The following is an 18060-nucleotide window of genomic DNA, read 5'->3' as shown; positions in this document are numbered from 1 at the left end:
GGCCGACCGGTGCCATGCTCCGTCCGGATCCCGCGCAGGTCCAGCGAAGCCCCGGTCAGCGCGGGGGACGCAGCCCGTCGAGGGTGACCTCCACCAGCCGACGGACCGCGGCCCCGGACGGCAGGGTGGCGGCCGCGGCGAGAGCGTGCAGGCAGTAGCTCGCCAGCTCGTCGGGGACGACGTCATCGCGGATGTCGCCGGTGGCCGAGGCGTCGACCAGCAGGTCCCGGACCATGTCGTGCAGGTGCCGCTGGGCGCGGGCGACCCGCGGATCGCGGTGCAGGACCGCCGCGAGCTCGGAGCCGTGGTGGCGGTGGGTCTCGTGGGCGACCGCGCCGAAGGCCGTCAGCACGGCCTCGAGCCGCCGGGTCGGGTCGTCGACCTGGTCGCCGACCGCGGAGAGGTGCGCGAGGTGGCCGGCGATCTGGCGCTCGTGCCAGGCGAGCAGGACCGCCTCGACGTCGGGGAAGTACTTGTAGAGCGTCGCCCGCCCGACGCCCGCGCCCTCGGCGATCCGCGACATCGTCACCGACAGCAGGCCGTGCTCGGCCACCAGCGCCGCCGTGGTGTCCAGGATCGCGTTCCGCACCGACTGCCGATGGCCCTCGATCGTCTGGTCCCACAGCTTCGGCACCGCTGCAGGATACGACGCGCCGCACTACGAACAGATTGCCTCGACAGCGACACTATGTCTCGATAAAGTCGGTGGCCGGCAAGCCCGCCGCGTGACAGGAGCACACGTGTCCGACCAGCCCCCTCGCCCCGCACCGGTGGGCGACACCGGCGCCGGCTCACATGGCGACGTACCGCCGCGCCTCCCCCGCTGGCTGCGGGTGTCCCTCGTCGTCCTCGGCGTCCTGCTCGTGCTCGGTGTCGCTGTCCTGCTCGTCAGCGGCGGCGAGCACGGTCCGGATCGTCACCTGTCGAGCGGCGCCACTCCGGCGTCGACGGCGACAGGACCCGCCGTCGTGGCCGGCTCGACGCCGCTCCCGGGTACCCACCCGTGACCATGCCGCCCCGCCTGCGCAAGGCGGTGCTCACCGCGCACGTCACAACGTCGGTGGGCTGGATGGGCGCGGTGGCCGCCTACCTCGCCCTCGACATCACCGCCGTCACCGGCGACGACGTGCCGGCGGTGCGGAGCGCGTACCTCGCGATGGAGACGACGGCGTGGTACGCCATCGCGCCGCTGGCCCTGGCGGCGGTGCTCATCGGAGTCGTGAACGCCCTGGGCACCCCGTGGGGGCTGTTCCGCCACCACTGGGTCGTGGCGAAGCTCCTGCTCACCCTCGTCGCCACCGCGGTCCTGCTGGTGCAGACCCGGACCATCAGCGCCCTCGCGCGAGCCGCGACGACGAGCGCCGACCCCCGCGAGCTGCCGGGTTCGATGGTCCACTCCGTCGGCGGCCTCGTGGTGCTGCTGGCCGTCGTCGTCCTGTCGATCTACAAGCCTCGCGGCCTGACCCGGTACGGCCGGCGCAGGCAGCAGGCACGCGCCTGACGTCGGCGGATCCTCACGCTCCTACCGCGGTGATCGCGTCGACGCGTCACTCGCCGCCGAAGTCGGCTGCCTCGCGCTCGGCATCCGTCCGACCGTCGACGCCGGCGTCGTCCGGTTGCTCGACGACGTCCTGCGCACCGTTCCCGCCCGGCGGTGCGGCGGAGCTGGCGGCGGGCTCCTGATCCTCGCCTTCGCGACGGCTGGTCGACATGTCCCCTCCAGATCAGCAGGTCATCGGATGTCACGAACCCGGGCCGACACGAGCGTCAACCGCCCAGGGTGCCGACCGTGGCGTCCAGGCTGACGGCGAGCTCGTCGAGCTCTCGGCCGGTGGGCGGCTCCCCACCGAAGCGCTCGAGCAGCTCCCGCCGGCTGGCGACGAAGAGCCCCTCGTCCTCGGTGGTGCCCGCGACCACCCGCGCACCACCTTCCACGACGACGAGCTGGGGGTCCGGCAGGTCGGAGCTGAACAGTTCCCGGAGCCGATCGACGGTGACCATCACGAGGCAGTGGTACCCCCCGCCCTGCGTCGCAATCGCGCTGCGGCCGTCGATCCACCGGAGCGGTACGACCTGGCCGCGGGCGGTCCGCGTGGTCTGAGCCGCCGGCGCCACGACTTGACAAACGCATTTTCCTAGTCGATGCTACTGGCGTGTCCGAAGCTCTGGACGTGCTGCGCGAGGCGGACTTGCGGGGGTCGCTGTCGCCGCTGCGCCGACGGATCCTCGCCGAGCTGCGCGAGCCCGCCTCCGCGACCGTCGTGGCCGGGCGGATCGGGCAGAGCCGGCAGCGGGTGAACTACCACCTGCGCGAGCTGGAGAAGGCCGGCCTGGTCGAACTGGTCGAGACACGGCCGCGGCGGGGGCGGATCGAGCGGATTGTCCGCGCGACGGCGCGCACGGTCGTCATCGTGCCCGAGGTCGTGGGCGAAGTCCCGGTCGACGAGCAGGACCGGTTCGCGGTCGAGACCTTGCTCGCGACCACCGCCCAGGCGTTCGGCGACGTCGCCGCGATGCGCGAGCGCGCCCGGGATGCGGGCAAGCGGTTGGTCACCTTCACCGTCTCGGCCGAAGTCGGCTTCGCCGAGCCGAGCGACATCGCCCGCTTCGCCGACGACCTGGCCGCTCGGGTGGCCGACCTGGCCGCGACCTACGACTCGCCCCAGGCCCGGCGCCGCTACCGCGTGGTCGTCGGCGGATTTCCCACACCGAACCCGAGCGAACCCGCCTGAGGAGGAAAACCCGTGGAACGGCCGATTCTGGAACTGCTGGTCAACGCACCCCGGGAGGAGGTCTGGCGGGCGGTCAGCACCACCGACGGCCTGCGCGAATGGTTCGGCTACGACTACGAGCAGCGCCACGGCGGTCGGCCGGAACGGCCGGCCGCCGGGTTCGAGGCCGAGCTGCGCGCCTTCGTCGAGGACGCCGAGATGGTCCCGCCCGAGCGCGTCGCCTTCGACGACGGCACCGCGCTCACCCTGGCTGCGGACGGCCCACGCACGATCGTGCGGCTGGTGGTCCCGGACGTCGCCGACGCGAAGTGGGAGGACCTCTACGACGGCGTCGCCGAGGGGTGGCGGTTCTACCTCGAACAGCTTCGCTTCTTCCTGGAAGCCGCCCCGAAGGGCGCCCGCCGTACCGTCTACCTCGCAGGCCGGGCGACGGGTCGGCAGGTCGTGGAGCTGGTCGGGCCGGGGACCCCGTGGTACGAGGCGAGCGTGGTGACCCCGCAGGGCTGGTTGGTCTCCGTCGGCGCCGACCCGGACGACACGGTTCCCGGGCCCGTGAACGTGATCGTCTCGACCTACGGTCTCGACGACACCGCCTTCGCCACCGTCCGTGACGACTGGTCGATCCGCTGGATCGCCGCGGTCGACGAGCCCGAGGTCATCACCGCGGACCCCGGCAGCGGCTGAGCTCGTGCAGGGCGGTGGTGATCTCGGCGGGTATCGGGAGGGTGCGCCGCCTGCGGGACTGCCGGCGATCACTTCACGACGCGGTAGACCAGGTGGGTCGCCTTCGCCGCGCCGGCCACGCTCACCACCTCGAGCCGGATGTGCTCGGGCCCGATGTCGTCGAACAGCCGCTGGCCGGCCCCGAACAGCACGGGCACCAGGTGGATCCCGATCCGGTCGACCAGGCCCGCCCTGATGAACTGCCGCCCGATGTCCGCCCCGCCCATCACGGCGACGTCGCGGTCGCCGGCGGCCGCCCGGGCCTGCTGGAGCGCGCTCTCGATCCCGTCGGTGAAGGTGTAGACGCCGTTGTCGGGCACCTCGCCCGCCGGCCGGTGGGTCACGACGAACAGCGGCACCCGGGCCGGACCGGTCGGGCCGTCGGCCTTCCACCAGGGCAGCGACGTGTCGTAGGTCCGGCGCCCGCAGATGATGGCGCCCAGGTCGGACACCGCGGCCGCCGCCACCTCGCTGCTGGTCGGGTCACCGCCCATCGCCCACTCGGTCAACACCTGGCCCCCGGCGCCGACAGGTTCCTCCGCCGTCACCCCGGTCGCCGTGAAGTAGCCGTCCAGCGACATGCTGATGTCGAACGTCACCGTGCCCATTGCGCTCCTCGGTCTCGTGCGGGTGGAGCGACAGCCTGGCCGATCACCGGTGACAGAGTCGGGTCACTGCCGTGACACTCGGCGCCGGGACGGGAAAGGGGTGCGACGGGCTTGCTGACCGTCGAGCTGCTGGGGCCGCTGCGCGTGTCGGTCGACGGCCGGCCGGTCGAGCTGCCGCGCGGGCGGGTGCGCGCGACGCTGGCCGTACTGGCGATGTCGGCCGGCCGCGCCACCGTCCCGGCCGACCGGTTGGCCGCCGCCGTGTGGGGCGCGCAGCTGCGGGGTGACCCGCGCACCAACGTCCGGACCGCGGTCAAGCGGCTGCGGCGCGCACTGGGTCCGGTCGGCGGGCAGCTCGTGGCGGCCCGGCCGGGCGGCTACCTGCTGGCGACGGAACCGGACCACGTCGACGCGCTGCGCTTCGGTCGGCTGCTCGACGAGGCCGCCGCGGCCACCGCCACCCCCGCGACCGAGCGCTCCCGGCTCGACACCGCGCTGTCGCTCTGGCGCGGCACGCCCTTCGACGGGATCCGCTCCGACTGGCTGGAGTGGCCCGCGGCCCTGGAGCTCGAGGAGCGCTACCTCGCCGCGATCGAGCGGCGGGTGGATCTCGATCTCGCGCGGGGAACGTGTCCGCAGCCGGCCGAGCTCGCCGCCCTCGCCGCCCGGCACCCGATGCGCGAGTCGCTCTGGCTGCGGCTGCTGCGCGTGCTGGAGTCGGCCGGTCGACCCGCGGAGGCGCTGGAGCGGTACGAGGTCCTCCGCCGACGGCTCGCCGATGAGCTCGGCGCCGACCCCGGCCCGGAGCTGCGGCGGATCCACGAGGCGTTGCTCTCGGGCGGCGGCCCGCCGCCGATCGGAACGGTGCCGCGGCAGCTGCCGGCGGCCGTCGCCGCGTTCGCCGGGCGCGCGGCCGAGCTGGCCGAGCTGGACGCGCTGATCCGCCCGCCCGGTGGGTCGACGGCCGCGTCGCCGCAGGTCGTGGTGATCGCCGGGATGGCGGGCGTCGGCAAGACGGCCCTGGCCGTGCACTGGGCGCACCGGCTGGCCGCCCGCTTCCCGGACGGCCAGCTCCACGTCGACCTCCGCGGGTACGCCCCGGCGGGCGAGGCCGTGTCGTCGGCGGCTGCCGTCCGCGAGCTGCTCGCGGCGCTGGGCGTGGCGCCGGACCTCGTCCCCGACAGCGCGGCGGCCCAGCTCGGGCTCTACCGCAGCCTGCTCGCCGACCGGCGCATGATCGTGCTCCTCGACAACGCGCGCGACGCCGATCACGCCGCCCCGCTGGTACCCGGCGCCCCCGGCTGCCTCGTGCTCGTGACCAGCCGCGACCACCTCGCCGGGCTCGTCGTCACGCACGGCGCGCACCCGCTCACCCTCGACCCCCTACCGGCGGACGAGGCCGGCCGGCTGCTCGCCCTCCGAGTCGGCCCGGCGCGGGTCGCCGAGGATCCGGACGCCGTCGACGAGATCGTGCGCCGCTGTTCGGGGCTGCCGCTGGCGCTGGCGATCGTCGGGGCCCGGGCCGCGATCGATCCGGCGCAGCCGCTGGGCGCGCTGGCCGGTGAACTCCGGCCGACCCTGGACGCCCTCAACCGCACCCTCGACGTGCGGGCGATCTTCTCGTGGTCCTACGACCGGCTGGGCGCCGCGGCGGCACGGCTGTTCCGCCTGGTCGCCGGGCTGCACCCGGGCCCCGACGTGTCCGTCGCCGCCGCGGCCGCCCTGGCCGGCCTGCCCGTCCCGCGCGCGCTGCCCCTGCTGGCCGAGCTGACCCGGGTCACCCTGCTCACCCGCGACGCCTCGGGTCGCTACTCGTGCCACGACCTGCTGCGCGCCTACGCGGTCGAGCTCTGCGCCGCGCACGACGCGGACGGGGACGGGAACGCCGCGCGGCACCGCATCGTCGAGTACCACGTCGACACCGCCCGCGCGGCCGCGGCGCACCTGACCGGCACCGGCCCACCCGACCCGCAGGCCGCCGCCGAGGCGACGGCCTGGTTCGCCGCCGAGCGCAGCACCCTGCTCGCCGTCCAGCGTCTCGCCGCCGACCTGCACCTCGACCGGCGGGTCCGCGACCTGGCGCAGGCCTGGTTCGTCGCGCTGCACCGGCAGGGCCGCTGGCACGATCGCGCCGAGTCGCAGCTCGCCGCGCTGGCCGCCGTCCAGCGGTCGGGCGAGCGGACCTCAGAGGTCCGCGTGCGCCACGACCTGGCCGCCGCGCTGGCCGACCTGGGTCGGTTCGACGACGCGCACCGCCACCTCGACGCCGCCCTGGAGCGCTCGCCCGGGGAGCCCGCCGGCCACGCGTGGACGCACTACTACCGCAGCCTGGTGCACGGGTTGCAGGGCGACAACGCGGCCGCGTTCCAGGCAGCGCGCTGCGCCGGCGAGCTGTTCGAGCAGCTCGGCGACCACGTCGGGCACGCCATCGCGCTCACCGACCTCGGCCGATACCACGGATTGGCGGGGCGCCACAGCGAAGGGCTTGCCGTCTGCGAGCAGGCGCTCGCGCGGCACCAGGCGCTGGGCAACCGCCCGTTCGAGGCGCACACGTGGTCGTGCCTGGCCGACATCCACCTCCACGTGGGCGACACCGCGCGGGCCGCGTCGAGCTACCGTCACGCACTGGACCTGTTCCGGGCGATCGCCGACCGGTACGCCGAGGCCAGCTGCCGCGCCCACCTCGGCGCCTGCCACCACCTCGCCGGCGACCAGGTGGCCGCCCGGGCCGAGTGGACGCAGGCCCGGACCCTGCTCGCCGAGCTCCACCCCTCCACCGCCGACCAGGTCCACACCCAGCTCGCGTCCATCTGCCGCGACAGCGCGGACGCGTTCCGGCGCCGGACAGCAGGCGTCGGGACTCTCTGATCTCCGGCTCCGGCCCGCAGCAGGTGGTGCCGGTCAGCGCACCCGCGAGTTCTGCGCCCGGATCTGACCGTGCACGGGGCGATCGGGTACTACGGTCGCGCCATGGCCTCTCGACTCGTCAGACCCGGTTCCGGGAAGTTGATCGCCGGGGTGTGCGCCGCGCTCGCGGACCGGTTCAACCTGTCCCGCGGTCTCGTCCGCCTCGTCTTCGTGATCTTCGGGCTGGTCGGTGCCGGTGAGCTGGCCTACATCATCCTGTGGATCATCATCCCGAAGGAGCGGCGGTAGGCGGCGCGGCGGGCCCCGCCGCGGCCGACCAGCGGCGAGTGTGCTCCAGCCGTGCTCCGGAGTCCTCATCGCGCACCCGGCGGCGGTAGCGCAGCGGTGATTCGCCCACCTCTCGTTTGAACGCGGTACTGAACGCGCTCTCCGACGCGTAGCCCAGGTCGAACGCCAGTGAACCGACGCGGGCATCGCCGTCCCGGAGCGCGCGCTGCGCCAACAGCATCCGCCAGCGGTTCAGGTAGGTCAGCGGCGGCACGCCCGCCGTTGCCCGGAAGCGTTCGGCGAACGACGTCCGCGACATCGCCGCGGCCCGCGCCAGGTCCTCCAGACCCCAGCGCTTCCCGGGTTCGGCGTGCATGAGGCCGAGCGCCGGGCGCAGCCGTTCGTCGGTCAGCGCCCGCAGCCATCCCGGGGGCAGCTCGGTCTGGCCGACGTAGGCGCGCAGCACCTCGAGCACCAGGAGCTGGCCGTACTGCCGGATGGCGAACGCGGAGCCCATCCGGTCCCCGGTCACCTCGTCGAACAGCCGGTGGAGGGTGCCGCGCAGGTTGCCCGCCGCGGCAGCCGATGCCCGGACGTGCGCCACCGGCGGGAGCGCCTGCAGCAGCAGTGCCCGACCGGTGGGATTGAGGTCGACGTGACCGCCGACGAGGACGTCGGTACCGCCGTCGGCACGGATGAAGTCGGCGGCGGGGAAGTCCGCCGCGGGCGTCACCTCGCGACGCGGTCCGTCGCCGGTGCCGCCCTCGACCTCCAGCCACGACCGGTTGTTCAGGACGGCGACGTCGCCCGGCTCGAGCTCGATCATCCCGTGGACGCCGTCGGTGACCAGCCGGGCCCGACCGCGGAGCATCGCGAAGAACTTCAGCGGGTGATCGATCCCGGCGCGCGACACCCACGGGCCCCGCACCGCCAACCCGCCGGACAGGAGTCCGCGAACCTCGACCAGGTCGAACACCTCGGACAATCGATCACCGACCAAGCTCGTACTATCGCACAGATTTCATGGACCGGCGATGATTCACAGTACGGCCGGTCGGGCGCAGAGTGGTGCCATGCCCCAGAAGCAACACCCCATCGGAACCGGCTTCACCGCGTCGTCGACGGCCGACGAGGTCCTCGCGGGCATCGACCTGGCCGGCCGGAACGTCGTCGTCACCGGCGGTCACTCCGGGCTCGGCCTGGAGGCCACCCGGGCGCTCAGCCAGGCGGGGGCGGCCGTCACCGTGGGCTCGCGCCACCCGGACCGGGCGGCCCCCGCGCTGGCCGGACTCCCGCGCGTCGAGATCAGCCGGCTGGACCTCCTCGACCCGACGTCGATCGACGCCTTCGCCACCCGGTACCTCGACTCCGGCCGTCCGCTGCACATCCTGATCAACGGCGCCGGCATCATGGGCGGCCCACTGGTCCGCGACGCGCGCGGCTACGAGTCGCAGTTCGCGACCAACCACCTCGGCCACTTCCAGCTGACGCTGGGCCTGCTGCCCGCGCTGCGCGCTGCTCACGGCGCCCGGGTCGTCACCGTGACCTCCGGGGCCCAGCGGATCTCCGACATCCGCTGGGACGACCCCCACTTCACCACCGGCTACGACCCCATCCTCGGCTACGCCCAGTCCAAGACCGCCAACGTGCTGTTCACCGTCGAGCTGGACCGGCGATGGGCCGCGGAGGGAGTCCGCGGCTACGCCGTGCACCCCGGCATCGTCGTCACCACGAACCTGGGCTCCTCGACGCCCGACGACCAGGTGCGGGCCGCGAACCTGGCGATGGGACTGATCGACGATTCCGGTCGGCCGATCATCGACCCCGACCGCGAGAAGAAGACGCCGCAACAGGGAGCCGGCACCATCGTGTTCGCCGCGGCCAGCCCGCTGCTCGCCGGGATCGGCGGTGTCTACCTGAAGAACAACGACATCTCCCCGTTGGACGAGGCCCCGCCGCAGCCCAGCGCCTTCGGCACCGAGCCGATCGTCACCTCCGATGTCGTGCCGCACGCTGTCGACCCGGCGTCGGCACGGCGGCTCTGGGAGCTGAGCGAGCGGCTGCTCACGGCGGGACGCCCGGCCGCTGCCGCGGGAGCCGAGTAGGGGGCCCCGGACCGGCCGGTCAGCGCTGCGCACCAGGCCACTGGGCCGTGTCCGCGGAACACGGCCTAGCGTGCACACCGTGATCCGCGTGCTGCTGGCCGACGACGAGGCGGTGGTCCGGGCCGGCGTGCGGGCGATCCTGGGCGCCGCCCCCGACATCGAGGTCGTGGCCGAGGCGGGAGACGGGCGCGAGGTGCTCGACCTCGCCCGCGCCCACCGCCCGGACGTGGCCCTGCTCGACATCCGGATGCCGGTCCTGGACGGCCTCGGTGCGGCCGTCGAGCTGCGCCGCGCACAGCCGCAGGTGGCGGTGGTGGTGCTGACGACGTTCTCCGAGGACGAGTACGTCGCCGCGGCCCTGGACGCCGGGGCGAGCGGGTTCCTGCTCAAGTCGGGCGACCCGTACGAGCTGATGGCCGCGGTCCGGGCGGCCCACAACGGGGCGGCCTACCTGTCCCCGCCGATCGCCCGCCGGGTCATCGAGGTCGGCGGCGGTCTGCTGGGTCGACGCTCGGCCGCCCGGCAGCGGATCGCGAGGTTGTCGCCGCGCGAGCGCGAGGTGCTGGCGCTCGTCGGCGCCGGGTTGTCGAACGCGGAGATCGGCGAGCGGCTCTACCTGGTGGAGGGGACGGTCAAGGCCCACGTGAGCGCTGTGCTGAACCGGCTGGAGGTGCGCAACCGGGTCCAGGCCGCGGTGCTGGCGCACGAGGCCGGGCTGGTCGAGCACAGCGCCCACGGCACCGGCGGGTAGGCCGGCGGGCGCTCAGGCGTCCCTGGCCCGCAGTGCCCATGCGCCGGCGGCCACGGCCACCACGGCCCATCCGGCGAGCACCAGGCCGAACACGGACTCCCCGGCCATGAAGCGGTCAGCGGCCGGGCCCGGGGTGAAATCGGCTGCGGTGACGAGGAACTCGGCGCCCAGCGGGTCGGCCGCCTCCTGCAGCACCAGTGGCAGCACCAGCAGCAGCACGAACAGCACGGTGAGCGCGCCGGCGGACCGGCGCACGAGCGCGCCCAGCCCGAGGGCCAGCGCGGCCACCAGCGCCAGGTGCGCGCCCATGGTCAGGAGTTGTCCGCCGAGCACCCCGGCGTCGAGGTCGACGTACTCCCCCAGCAGGGGCGCGCTGGCCGCCACCGTGAGCGCGGCGAGCACCACCCCGGCCGCGAACACCGCGGCGACCACCACGCAGGCCTTCGCCAGCAGCAGCCGGGTCCGCGACGGCGTGCAGGCCAGCGTGACCATGATGCTGCGGGTGGCGAACTCGCTGGTCATCACGAGCAGGCCCAGCGCACCGAGGACCACGCGCGCCCAGGGCAGCGCGCTCATCGCCGGTGCGGCCGCGTCGACCGAGCCGGCTGCACCGCCCTGCGCGCGCAGGGCGGCAGCGGTGTCGCTCGCGTCCAGCATCGCCACCAGCAGCATGAGCGCCAGTGCCCCACCGAGGAACCACCAGGTGGAGCGCAAGGTGCGCAGCTTGAGCCACTCGGCGGCGGCGGCGCGGGTCAGGGCGGTCACGGGCGGGCTCCGTACTCGGTGCTGCTGGCGGTCAGGTGCAGGTAGGAGTCCTCCAGAGACGTCCCGATCGGGCCCAGCTCGCTGATCACCAGGCCGAGTTCGAGGGCCTTGCGGCCGACCTGCTCGCCGGTCAGCCCGGGGACCGTCAGCTCGCCGGGCCCGGTCCACCGCGCGCCCGGCAGCGCGTCGGCCAGCGGCCGCAGGTGCGGGCCGCGCACCCGGACGCCGTCGCCGGCCAGCAGGCGCTCGGTCAGCTCGTCGGCGATCAACCGGCCCCGGCCGAGGATGACCAACCGGTCGGCGGTGCGCTCCATCTCGCTCATCAGGTGCGAGGAGACGAACACCGTGCGGCCCTCGGCGGCCAGCGACCGCAGCAGGGTGCGGATCCAGCGCACGCCGTCCGGGTCCAGGCCGTTGACCGGCTCGTCGAGCATCAGCACCCCGGGGTCGCCCAGCAGCGCCCCGGCGATGCCGAGCCGCTGGCTCATGCCCAGCGAGTAGGTGCCGGCCCGCCGGCGGGCCGCTTCGCTCATCCCGGTGAGCGCCAGCACCTCCTCGACCCGGGAGGAGCCGATGCCCTGGCTGCGCGCCACGGCGCGCAGGTGGTCGCGGCCGCTGCGGGCCGGGTGCACGGCCCTGGCGTCGAGCAGCGCGCCGATCGTGTGCAGCGGCCGGGTGAGGTCGCGGTAGCGGCGGCCGTCGACCAGGACGGTTCCGGAGGTGGGCGCGTCCAGGCCGAGGATCATGCGCATGGTGGTGGACTTCCCGGCGCCGTTCGGCCCGAGGAAGCCGGTCACCACGCCCGGCGTCAGCTCCAGGGTGAGGTCGTCCACGGCGGTCGTGTCGCCGTAGCGCTTGGTCAGCCGGTCCAGTGCGATCATCGGGTGCCCCGCGCTGCGGTTCTCGGTGCCCGCCCGTCGGCGTGGCGCGTGCCAAGGAGGTTCATGCCGGGGACGGTAGGAAGCTGCGGCCGTTCGGGGCCGCGCTCGATCGGCACCGGCCACCCCTGACTTTCGTCAGGTGTCGGGCACTGGGCGCGGTTGCGTAGCGTCCGACCGGTGAGGCTGTTGGGTGACGACGGCTCCGGCCCGTTCCCGCTCGGCGAGCGCGGCGCCGACCTGCTGCTGTGGTGCGCGGCCGCACTCCCGGTCGCCCTCGCCGCCGAGCCGGCCGAGCTGCGGACGCTGCCCGGGGTCCCGGTGCCGTGGCTGCAGGTCGCCACGGTGCTGGCGCTGGGCGCAGCGGTGGCCGTCGCCCGGCGGCGGCCGGTGGTCGCCGCCGCCGTCCCGGCCGTGCTGGGGCTGGCCGCGGCGGTCGGCCTGACCGTCGACAGCGTCATGATCGCCCAGGTGCTGCTGGCGTTCCTGCTGGGCCGGCGCAGCGCGAGCCTGCGCACCGGGCTGCTGTTCTTCGTCGGGGTGTGCCTGGCCGGTCTCGTCGTGGTGGAGCTGACCCCCGACCTGGCCCGGTCGACCTGGCCCTCGATCGTCGAGAGCGGCCTGCCGACGATCGTCCTGCCCGTGCTGGCCGGCCGGTACGTCCGCCAGCACGACGAGCTCGTCCGGGCCGGGTGGGAGCTGGCCGGGCGCCTGGAGCGGGAGCGGGACCTCGTCGGCGAGCGGACGCGGCTGCGGGAGCGGTCGCGGATCGCCGCGGACATGCACGACTCGCTGGGCCACGACCTGAGCCTGATCGCGCTGCGCGCCGCCGCGCTCCAGGTGCGCGCCGGGGTCGACGGGCCCACCCGCGCGGCCGCGGCCGAGCTGCGCGAATCCGCGGCGACTGCGACCGAGCGGCTGCGCGAGACCGTCCGGGTGCTGCGCGAGGACCGCGAGCCCGCCCCCGTGCTGCCTGCCGACGACACCGTGGTCGCGCTGGTGGAGCGGGCCAGGGCCTCCGGGGTGGCGGTCGCATTGGAGGGTGGACTGGACCCGCTGCCGCCGATCGCCGACCGGGCGGCCTACCGGGTGGTGCAGGAGGCCCTGACCAACGCCACCCGGCACGCCCCGGGCGCCGCGGTCACCGTGCGGCTGAGCACCGACGCGACCGCGGGCGAAGCGGTGGTCAGCGTCCGCAACGAGGCCCCGCCGGCAGGTCCGCTGCCCGAACCGGGCCCCGGTGGGTCCGGCCTGGTGGGTCTGGACGAGCGGGTCCGCCTGGCCGGCGGCAGGGTGCGTGCCGGACCGTCCGGGCACGGCTTCGAGGTCACCGCCCGGCTGCCGCTGACCCCGGGCGCGGCGGCCACCCCGCAGGACGCGACCCGCGAGCTGGACCGCGCCCGGCGCAGGGTGCGCCGCAGCGCGATCGAGGCGATCTGGGTGCCGACCGCGGCAGCGCTCGCCCTGGTCGCCCTCACCGTGGGTTACGACCACTACACCGCGGACCGCTCCGTGCTCGACCCGGCGGTGTTCCAGCAGCTGCGCACCGGCCAGGGGCAGGAGTCGGTGCAGGCCCGGCTGCCCCCGTACCAGGCCGGCTACTACGGGCGGCCGGAGCGCGCGCCCGCGGACCCACCGGACACCGACGAGTGCCGGTTCTACGCGACCGCCGCGCCCTCGGCACCGACGATGTACCGGGTGTGCTTCACCGACGGGGCGCTGTCGCACGCCGAGGAGGTACCGCTCACCCGGGAATGAGGGGCGGCGCCTTCCACTGAAGGTTTCGTGTCAGTGAAATGGACGGTCGTCCCGCCGGGAGCCGACGTGCGGGCTACCGCAGGTGAAACCCGATCTCGGTGGCGAGCTCCTCGACGCTCCTCGCGTAATGGGGTAGGTCGAAAGCGAAGCCCTGCCGCCTGGCCAGGGGGCGGATGTCCGGTGCCAGGTCGGCTTCCCGGGGCATCGACGCCTCGACCAGGACGGGCGGCACAGGGATGCCCCGGCGCCGAGCGGTGGCTTCTCCCGCCCGAGGTCCCTGACCAGGGCCGGGACGATCATCTTCGCATCGGATCGGCGGTAGCTGACGAAGATCGATCGTCGCGGGCGAACCCGGTCCCGAGCGGATGGTTCCTCCGGCGTGGCGGTCGAAACCTCCACCGCGGGCTCGACGACGGGTTCGACGGACCGGCCGCGTTCCCGGCAGCTGCGCCCGTGCTCGTCGCGGTAGCTGAGGTTCCGCACCCCGACGCGGAACCGTCCCGGTGACGACGGCCGGATGCGGAGCATGTGCTCGTGCACCTCGCCGGGAGCCAGTCTCGCGACGTCGAACACGCCGCGGCCCTGCTCCAGGCCGAGTCCCGGGGGAACGTCGAGGCCGACGACCACGTTGGTGCGCATCCCGGCTCCGGCACCACCGCCCAGGCGGACCGTCACGATCCGCGACACCGCTGCTGTCACCGACGGGGGTTCGATCGACATGTCGATCATCCGCCGGAGTCGCTTCCCAGCGGCGCGGCGACGGGGTGGTGCGCCCACCGGCACGCCCGGCAGTGCGTCGCCATCCGGTCCGCCGAGACCAGTGAGCCACCGAACTCGCGGTCGACGATGATGCACCGGCATTCCGGGCACAGGAGCAGACCGCAGTGGTGGCAGATCCGGTCGAGTTTCCTGGTGGAGCTCTCCGGCTTGCCGCAGTCCCCGCACTCCCACATCAGAGATCACCCCGCATCACACGTCACCGAGGCCGAACTCGTCGGTCAATCGCACGACCAGGTCATCCGCGAGGCCCGCCTCGATCCTCTCGTCGGCTGCCGCGTCAGTGGATGCGCACACCGCCGATCCAGACCCCGCGGACGTTCCGGGTCGTCGTGATGTCTGTCGTCGGGTCGCCGTCGACCAGAACCACGTCCGCCCTCGACCCGGCCCGGATGCGCCCGCGGTCGGAGAGGCCGAACGCGTCGGCCGTCGAGGACGTGGCACTCAGCAGCGCCTCCACCGGAGTGAGTCCTACCTGGACGAGGAGCTCCAGCTCGTCGTGCAGGGAGACCCCGTGGGGGATCGTGTTCGGCGCGGTCGGGTCGCTGTTGGCATCCGTGCCGGCGAGGAGCGCCACCCCGGCCCGCCGCAGCGTACGCACCGCGTCGACCACGTTGGCGTAGCTGATCGACCGCGGCTTGACCGGGAACGGGAAGTGCTCCACCAGGGTCTTCATCATGATCAGCGTGGGACAGACCACGGCGCCACGCCGTGCCATCTCGCGGGCGAGTCCATCGTCCAGGCGACCGGCGAGCGGCGCATGCGTCACCACGTCCGCGCCCGCGTCGGACGCGATTCGGAAGCTCGTCGGCGATGTCGCGTGCACCGCGACCAGCAACCCCGCGCCGTGAGCCTCGGCGACGACCGCCCCGACCGTCGCTGCGTCGAGCGGCTTCGGCCGGAACGGCAGCTTCTCCTCCAGGACGATCTTGACGTGGTCGACGCCCTGCGCGACCCGATCGGCGACGAACCTCGCCGCGTCAGCGGGTCCGGCGACAGCAGCGGAGCCGGGATAGCCCATCTTCCGCACCGCGGTGCCCCTCACCGCACACGCGGGGGATCCCGCACTCCGCACCGTCGCCACCCCCGGCGCATCCCGCAGCGCGCGCATAGCGGACCAGTCCCTCGCTCCCATGTCGAGCACCGTGGTGACGCCCCAACGCCCGTACTCGGACAGCTGCTCGCGGTCGTCGACGTGCACGTGGGCATCGATGAGCCCCGGAAGCACCGTGCCACCGCCGCCCTGGACCTCGACGCCCTCCGCACGGTCGGCGTCGACGAGCCGACCGTCCGCGAACGCGACCGCCGTCGGCTCGCTGAGCCCCTTCCCGTTGAACACCCGGACGTTCCTGATGATCGTGCTCGCCACGGCGTCTCCCCTGCGCTTAAACACCGTTTACACTACCCGCAGCCTGAGGAGGAGGAGCGCCGTTGGAGCGCGAGCAGATGCGTGGGCGACTACTGGACGCCGCTGAGCGCATCCTCCGCCAGGAGGGCGCAGCAGCGTTCTCGGTGCGCGCTGTCACGGCCGCGGCAGGAGTCAACGTCGCCTCGGTCACCACCGCGTTCGGGGGCCGCAGCGCCCTGGTCGAGGCGCTGTTCCGGCGCGTGCTGAAGCCCGTCGACGAGGAACGGCGTCGCCGGTTCGCAGTGCTGGCCCAACACGATGACCTGCCCGTGCGTGCGGTGGTCGCGGCCTTCGTCGAACCCCTCGCGGTCGTGGAGCGCGACTCCGGGTCGGGCGCATCGGAGCTCCTGCGACTGCTCGTCACCGTGGGTGATCCCCGACCGACACCTCTCGACCTGCTCGCCACCGATCCCGGGCTGAGTCCCTTCGACGACCTCCTCGGGCGTGCCCTCCCGACCGTCCCCGCCCCGGTACGGGCGACACGGGTGCGCTTCGCGCTCGGCACCGTCTTCGCCGCGATCGCGTGGTCGAGCGGAACGGTCCTCTCGGACCGGGCGTCCCTCGACGAGCTCCTGACCTACGTCACCAGCGGCCTCCTCGGCCTCGACAGGACCCCCTGATCGCTGATCGAGCGGAGCGGCGCGCCGTGGTCGGAGCCCTGGACTGCCGTGCGGACGAGCCCGGCGACGGGCGGCCGGGGCCAGGTGCCGCAGGAGGTAACGCGCGGGGCGCAGCCGGCGGGGGCGGACTCAGCGCTCCAGGCCGGGACGCTCCTCGGAGGCACGACCACGGCTCACCGCAGGAGACCGAGCCAGACGCCGCATCCGGCCGCCCGCAGCCCGGCGCTCCCGCCGATTCCGCCAAGTAGGTCCGAACAACGCGGCCCACCGCCCGTCCGCAGCTACTTGGCGGACCGCAGGTCAGCCTCCCGACCCTTCCGCCACCTTCGAGCGGAACGGACAGGCTGTCCCTTCCGGAGGAAGACGGCGGGTGTTCGGACCCAGTTGGCGGGAGTGGTGGCGGAGTTCGGAGGTACATGGCGGGCCGGTGCCTGCGGCACCAGGGTTGGTCTGGAGAATGCCGCGCGTGCCCGAGCTGGAGCTGGTCCTCGATGCACCCGCGTCGTCGCCGCCGACCAGGACCGTGGCCAAGCTGGGTGTCACCCCGCGCCGGCGAAGGGCCTCGACACGAGCCCGGACGTCGAGCAGCAGGCGCTGGGCGACCGGAGCACCGGGCAGCAGACGGGCTGGGGACATGGGGACCTCCGCCGTGGGGACCCAGGCGGTCGAACCCCACGCGGACGCTCCCCGATGGTCATCCATCCCGAGCCTGCTGCTGGCCTCAGCGATCAGCGTGTGAGCCCCGCCGCGGCCGCCAGCGCCGCGGCGAACTCCCGTGGGCGTTCGAGCGGGAGGAAGTGGCCGCCGTCGACGTGCTCCACCCGGACGTCGGCGAAGAACTCGTCGAGTCGGTCGGACCACTCACGCGGGAACAGCGGGTCGTGCGACGGCCACAGCACAGTGGTCGGAACGGCGATCCGCTCCGCGGCCTCCGGTGCGCGCTCGGCGACGACGCGGGCGAGCCCACCGCTCCCGACCCGGTACCACCCGATGGACGCGGTGAACGCTCCCGGCTCGGCGTACCTGGCGACGAGGTGGTCCAGATGGTCGTCGGGAACGGTGAAACCGGGCCCCGACCAGCGCGTCCAGAAGTGACGCAAGTAGCGGCGCACCGCGTCCGGGCGGCCGTCGACGAGCCAGTCGGCCAGTGGGAGTCGGTGGAATGCCAGGTACCAGAACTCCTCCTGCACTGACGGCGCGAGGATTCGGTCACCGATGCCCGGCAGCGGCGGTGTCAGCACCAGCGCCCGGACGAGATCAGGGCGCTGCCGCGCCACGGCCTGCGCGATCCGGCTGCCGATGTCGTGTCCGGCAAGGACCGGTCGATCCAGCCCGAGCTGCTCGACCAGTCCGATGACGCTGCACGCCTGCGCGTCGGCGCTGTAGTACACGGACGGGTCCACCGGATGCTTGTCTGACGTCCCGAAGCCCCGGAGGTCCGGAGCGATGACGTCGGCGGTCGGTAGGAGTCGCGCCACGTCGCGGAACTCGGTGCGGTCTCCGGGCCACCCGTGCAGCACAACCACCGCAGGGCCCGCGCCCGTCCGGTCGTAGGCGAGCCGGAACCCGTCGACCTCGGCTGTGAGTCTCACTGACGCACGCTACCGAGTCCCACTCACGCACGCTGCCGAGGAGCCAGGGCCCACGCCGAGGAGGGTCCCCGACCTCGTCGAGCCGGATGCTGCCCTGCAGCGTTCGACGACCTCCATCCACCGCGGCCGCCGAAACCAACAATCCGAGCCTAGCCCCGAACAACATCACCGCTCGGGCCTCCGACGCACCCTGCGGACCGCAGGTCAG

Annotated in this window: 19 protein-coding genes; 9 read left to right on the top strand and 10 right to left on the bottom strand. The window is 73.9% G+C overall.

The window, feature by feature from the left end; translation table 11 throughout:
* Positions 1-55: 55 nt before the first annotated feature.
* Together KDL28_RS26310 and KDL28_RS40655 are read right to left on the bottom strand one after the other, a co-directional pair.
* Positions 56-634 carry a TetR/AcrR family transcriptional regulator gene (locus KDL28_RS26310; protein WP_252442598.1) on the bottom strand — a complete coding sequence of 193 codons (579 nt, stop codon included), beginning with the start codon at positions 632-634 and terminating at the stop codon, positions 56-58.
* Between the two features lie 157 nt (positions 635-791).
* Entirely contained in the window at positions 792-920 is a 129-nt protein-coding gene (locus tag KDL28_RS40655; protein WP_256502786.1) for a hypothetical protein, read from the bottom strand.
* 83 nt (positions 921-1003) lie between these two features.
* Here KDL28_RS40655 and KDL28_RS26305 point away from each other — a divergent pair, with 83 nt between their 5' ends.
* On the top strand, positions 1004-1501 hold the full coding sequence (locus tag KDL28_RS26305; protein WP_252442596.1) for a DUF2269 domain-containing protein: 498 nt from the start codon (positions 1004-1006) through the stop codon (positions 1499-1501).
* A gap of 46 nt (positions 1502-1547) precedes the next feature.
* Here the strand turns inward: KDL28_RS26305 and KDL28_RS26300 are convergent, their stop codons facing one another.
* Together KDL28_RS26300 and KDL28_RS26295 are read right to left on the bottom strand one after the other, a co-directional pair.
* Positions 1548-1712, bottom strand: coding sequence for a hypothetical protein (locus KDL28_RS26300; protein ID WP_252442594.1), 165 nt, complete (start codon positions 1710-1712; stop codon positions 1548-1550).
* A 55-nt stretch (positions 1713-1767) separates the two neighbouring features.
* Positions 1768-2001 (bottom strand): hypothetical protein, encoded by a 234-nt coding sequence (locus KDL28_RS26295; protein WP_252442592.1) that lies wholly within the window; start codon positions 1999-2001, stop codon positions 1768-1770.
* A 152-nt stretch (positions 2002-2153) separates the two neighbouring features.
* On the opposite strand from KDL28_RS26295, the gene KDL28_RS26290 reads away from it, so the two are divergent.
* Positions 2154-2732, top strand: coding sequence for a winged helix-turn-helix domain-containing protein (locus tag KDL28_RS26290; RefSeq protein WP_252442590.1), 579 nt, complete (start codon positions 2154-2156; stop codon positions 2730-2732).
* Positions 2733-2744: 12 nt separating this feature from the next.
* Positions 2745-3416 carry an SRPBCC family protein gene (locus KDL28_RS26285; protein WP_252442588.1) on the top strand — a complete coding sequence of 224 codons (672 nt, stop codon included), beginning with the start codon at positions 2745-2747 and terminating at the stop codon, positions 3414-3416.
* A gap of 68 nt (positions 3417-3484) precedes the next feature.
* Here the strand turns inward: KDL28_RS26285 and KDL28_RS26280 are convergent, their stop codons facing one another.
* Entirely contained in the window at positions 3485-4063 is a 579-nt protein-coding gene (locus KDL28_RS26280; protein ID WP_252442586.1) for a dihydrofolate reductase family protein, read from the bottom strand.
* Positions 4064-4174: 111 nt separating this feature from the next.
* Between KDL28_RS26280 and KDL28_RS26275 the strand changes: the two genes are divergently transcribed.
* Positions 4175-6931 (top strand): AfsR/SARP family transcriptional regulator, encoded by a 2757-nt coding sequence (locus tag KDL28_RS26275; RefSeq protein WP_252442584.1) that lies wholly within the window; start codon positions 4175-4177, stop codon positions 6929-6931.
* Positions 6932-7033: 102 nt separating this feature from the next.
* Entirely contained in the window at positions 7034-7219 is a 186-nt protein-coding gene (locus KDL28_RS26270) for a PspC domain-containing protein (protein WP_252442582.1), read from the top strand.
* On the opposite strand, the gene KDL28_RS26265 is transcribed toward KDL28_RS26270, so the two are convergent.
* The gene (locus tag KDL28_RS26265) at positions 7197-8198 is read right to left on the bottom strand and encodes an AraC family transcriptional regulator (protein WP_252442580.1); all 1002 of its coding nucleotides are present in this window, start codon (positions 8196-8198) and stop codon (positions 7197-7199) included. The two genes, KDL28_RS26270 and KDL28_RS26265, sit on opposite strands and share 23 nt — an antisense overlap.
* A 73-nt stretch (positions 8199-8271) precedes the next feature.
* Between KDL28_RS26265 and KDL28_RS26260 the strand changes: the two genes are divergently transcribed.
* Positions 8272-9303 carry an SDR family NAD(P)-dependent oxidoreductase gene (locus KDL28_RS26260; protein ID WP_252442578.1) on the top strand — a complete coding sequence of 344 codons (1032 nt, stop codon included), beginning with the start codon at positions 8272-8274 and terminating at the stop codon, positions 9301-9303.
* Between the two features lie 79 nt (positions 9304-9382).
* Positions 9383-10054, top strand: a complete 672-nt coding sequence (locus KDL28_RS26255; RefSeq protein WP_252442576.1) for a response regulator — start codon at positions 9383-9385, stop codon at positions 10052-10054.
* 12 nt (positions 10055-10066) lie between these two features.
* On the opposite strand, the gene KDL28_RS26250 is transcribed toward KDL28_RS26255, so the two are convergent.
* Together KDL28_RS26250 and KDL28_RS26245 are read right to left on the bottom strand one after the other, a co-directional pair.
* The gene (locus KDL28_RS26250) at positions 10067-10819 is read right to left on the bottom strand and encodes a hypothetical protein (protein WP_252442574.1); all 753 of its coding nucleotides are present in this window, start codon (positions 10817-10819) and stop codon (positions 10067-10069) included.
* Positions 10816-11700, bottom strand: a complete 885-nt coding sequence (locus tag KDL28_RS26245; protein ID WP_252442572.1) for an ABC transporter ATP-binding protein — start codon at positions 11698-11700, stop codon at positions 10816-10818. The genes KDL28_RS26250 and KDL28_RS26245 overlap by 4 nt, the downstream gene beginning before the upstream one ends.
* Before the next feature lie 177 nt (positions 11701-11877).
* Here KDL28_RS26245 and KDL28_RS26240 point away from each other — a divergent pair, with 177 nt between their 5' ends.
* On the top strand, positions 11878-13455 hold the full coding sequence (locus tag KDL28_RS26240) for a sensor histidine kinase (RefSeq protein ID WP_252442570.1): 1578 nt from the start codon (positions 11878-11880) through the stop codon (positions 13453-13455).
* A 1057-nt stretch (positions 13456-14512) separates the two neighbouring features.
* On the opposite strand, the gene KDL28_RS26235 is transcribed toward KDL28_RS26240, so the two are convergent.
* Positions 14513-15601 (bottom strand): amidohydrolase family protein, encoded by a 1089-nt coding sequence (locus tag KDL28_RS26235; protein WP_252442568.1) that lies wholly within the window; start codon positions 15599-15601, stop codon positions 14513-14515.
* 62 nt (positions 15602-15663) lie between these two features.
* On the opposite strand from KDL28_RS26235, the gene KDL28_RS26230 reads away from it, so the two are divergent.
* Complete coding sequence (locus tag KDL28_RS26230; RefSeq protein ID WP_252442566.1) at positions 15664-16260, top strand: TetR/AcrR family transcriptional regulator; 597 nt, start codon at positions 15664-15666, stop codon at positions 16258-16260.
* Positions 16261-16988: 728 nt separating this feature from the next.
* Here the strand turns inward: KDL28_RS26230 and KDL28_RS26225 are convergent.
* Positions 16989-17852, bottom strand: a complete 864-nt coding sequence (locus KDL28_RS26225; RefSeq protein WP_252442564.1) for an alpha/beta fold hydrolase — start codon at positions 17850-17852, stop codon at positions 16989-16991.
* Positions 17853-18060 lie beyond the last annotated feature (208 nt).

Origin of the sequence: Pseudonocardia humida (genome assembly GCF_023898865.1) — a bacterium.
Lineage (GTDB): Bacteria > Actinomycetota > Actinomycetes > Mycobacteriales > Pseudonocardiaceae > Pseudonocardia > Pseudonocardia humida.
Note: the sequence above shows the minus strand (reverse complement) of the source record. Positions and strands in the feature narration are given on the sequence as shown.

What these genes read in the sequence shown, in the direction of transcription:
- KDL28_RS26300 (WP_252442594.1), bottom strand. Translation starts at nt 1,712, where the DNA reads ATGTCGACCAGCCGTCGCGAAGGCGAGGATCAGGAGCCCGCCGCCAGC.
- KDL28_RS26295 (WP_252442592.1), bottom strand. Translation starts at nt 2,001, where the DNA reads ATGGTCACCGTCGATCGGCTCCGGGAACTGTTCAGCTCCGACCTGCCG.
- KDL28_RS26280 (WP_252442586.1), bottom strand. Translation starts at nt 4,063, where the DNA reads ATGGGCACGGTGACGTTCGACATCAGCATGTCGCTGGACGGCTACTTC.
- KDL28_RS26270 (WP_252442582.1), top strand. Translation starts at nt 7,034, where the DNA reads ATGGCCTCTCGACTCGTCAGACCCGGTTCCGGGAAGTTGATCGCCGGG.
- KDL28_RS26260 (WP_252442578.1), top strand. Translation starts at nt 8,272, where the DNA reads ATGCCCCAGAAGCAACACCCCATCGGAACCGGCTTCACCGCGTCGTCG.
- KDL28_RS26245 (WP_252442572.1), bottom strand. Translation starts at nt 11,700, where the DNA reads ATGATCGCACTGGACCGGCTGACCAAGCGCTACGGCGACACGACCGCC.